1 protein-coding gene is annotated in these 237 nt (G+C 73.4%); it reads right to left on the bottom strand.

The features are described from left to right. On the bottom strand, positions 1 to 193 hold a 193-nt coding region (locus RMT89_RS45375), incomplete at its 3' end, for a hypothetical protein (RefSeq protein ID WP_315889590.1). Between the last annotated feature and the right edge of the window lie 44 nt (positions 194 to 237).

The following is a 237-nucleotide window of genomic DNA, read 5'->3' as shown; positions in this document are numbered from 1 at the left end:
GCCGCCAGAGCGCCGCGGCGATCGCATCCCGACCCCACAGCGTGGCGGAACCCGCGCGGGTCTGTGCGCCCCGCAGCGGCTGTGCGCCCCACGGCCACAACCCGATCACCCGCAACTGGCCCGCACGCTCTCGCCCGGTATTGAGGGGATGCTCGTGAAGCCACATTTCCAGTTCCACGCCCAGCCGCCGCAAGTCTGCTCCCACGGCGCGGGCGGCAGAGGCTCCGCGCTCCAGCC

The organism is Streptomyces sp. P17 (assembly GCF_032436805.1).
Classification (GTDB): domain Bacteria; phylum Actinomycetota; class Actinomycetes; order Streptomycetales; family Streptomycetaceae; genus Streptomyces.
This window is presented reverse-complemented; position numbering and strand designations above follow the sequence as displayed.